The sequence below is a fragment of the Arsenophonus sp. ENCA genome (genome assembly GCF_002287155.1).
GTDB lineage: Bacteria > Pseudomonadota > Gammaproteobacteria > Enterobacterales > Enterobacteriaceae > Arsenophonus > Arsenophonus nilaparvatae.
Map to the genome: position 1 here is coordinate 1 of NZ_NHNG01000336.1, position 1,405 is coordinate 1,405.

Genomic DNA, 1,405 nt, shown 5'->3' on the forward strand with positions numbered 1-1,405 from the left:
GCCAAAGCGATTTGCGTTAAGAAATAAGCTAATTTCACAAAGGTTTAACCATGAAACTTAACATCATTAAACTATTAATCACAACATTATTGTTTATCAGTGCAGCGTTTGCCTTTGAAATGTTAGTGGGACATCTTGCACATGCCGATGCCGTCATTGACCCACAAATAAGGTTTAAACGTGGTGAACTAGGCAATATTCATTTAGGCGGACAAGAGCTACTGGTTATCGGCATTATGATAGTGCCAGCACTCATTGTTTATTTGGGGGTATTTCTCGACACATTGAAGAAATAGTCTAAAGCAAATAGTTATTATCCCACCTGAATTTATACCACTTAAATTAGTAATACCGAAAGGTAAACGTTCAGCTATTAAAAAAGACCAGCGCAAGGCTGGCCAACACCAGGGAAAATGTTGCTGTTAACTAACACACAACGGCAACGATGTTACCGCAACAAAACAGCAAACCATATAGCAAATAATCTCTTTTTCACTAAATCCTATCCCTAGGACGAATTAACTATTCCTGCTCAGTCATCGGTTTTTTTATCCATAATAGGACTTACGCAAATAGCATAATAATTGTAGGCTTTTTGAGCTGCTGACAAAGATAATCATCGAGCAATCCTCGCTTAATACGATAAAGCGTTTTGCCTGTACTTCGAGCAATTTGAGCTAATCGGGTCCAGACTAAAAAAGCACATGCAATATGATTGCGTTGTATCCGAGCATTGCGACATTGGCATTTTTCGAGTCCAGTGAGTTGTTTTGCTTCACGGTGAAATTGCTCAACTTTCCATCGCCAGCCACACACTTGGTGTGTGCCTGAGGTGGTATCCTGAGAAAGGTCGTTAGTCACGACAAAATCCGTGCGGTGTGTAGACACTACAACCCGGAACATTTTCACCTTATGCATTTTTGGAAACCCTTTAATCTTTATCGTTTTTCCTTGGATCAGTTCATCTTTGTTCCAAGTGAGAGAATCCACGTGACGATAAGGATTTATACCGCATGAATCATCCACCAAACGGGTGTTTTTCAGTGGACAGTAGTAGCATCGGTGTAACGATTCGATAAATAGCATTATTTTCTTACACGAGTTTCGCACAAAACTAATTTGGGTACGCTAATAAAACACGGATGTGCTCAGCAATAGCATTTTTGATTACGTCCCAATTTTGTTGATAAAGGGTTATTTTTTCAGATATACGACGTTTATGTTGTTCAAACCACGCAGAAATAGCGAGAAAAATATGATTTCTTTGCGCTCGGCTCGTGCGAGCCTGACAGCGTTCAATACCACAATTTTGTTTAACTTCTCGATGATAAACTTCAACAGACCAACGGGCATCCATGATAGATTTGACGTATTCACGGGTGGGATTCTCTTTGTTTGTTACTAT

3 protein-coding genes are annotated in these 1,405 nt (G+C 39.6%); 1 reads left to right on the forward strand and 2 read right to left on the reverse strand.

Annotated elements, in window-relative coordinates; all coding sequences use genetic code 11:
• The first annotated feature begins 50 nt into the window (after positions 1-50).
• Entirely contained in the window at positions 51-296 is a 246-nt protein-coding gene (locus CBG25_RS08975; protein WP_290606136.1) for a hypothetical protein, read from the forward strand.
• 268 nt (positions 297-564) lie between these two features.
• Here the strand turns inward: CBG25_RS08975 and CBG25_RS08980 are convergent, their stop codons facing one another.
• Both CBG25_RS08980 and CBG25_RS08985 read right to left on the reverse strand, forming a co-directional pair.
• Positions 565-918 (reverse strand): hypothetical protein, encoded by a 354-nt coding sequence (locus CBG25_RS08980; RefSeq protein ID WP_290606138.1) that lies wholly within the window; start codon positions 916-918, stop codon positions 565-567.
• A 196-nt stretch (positions 919-1,114) separates the two neighbouring features.
• Positions 1,115-1,405, reverse strand: a 291-nt coding sequence (locus tag CBG25_RS08985; protein ID WP_290603789.1) for a transposase, incomplete at its 5' end; no start/stop codon positions are given.

What these genes read in the sequence shown, in the direction of transcription:
- CBG25_RS08975 (WP_290606136.1), top strand. Translation starts at nt 51, where the DNA reads ATGAAACTTAACATCATTAAACTATTAATCACAACATTATTGTTTATC.
- CBG25_RS08980 (WP_290606138.1), bottom strand. Translation starts at nt 918, where the DNA reads ATGCATAAGGTGAAAATGTTCCGGGTTGTAGTGTCTACACACCGCACG.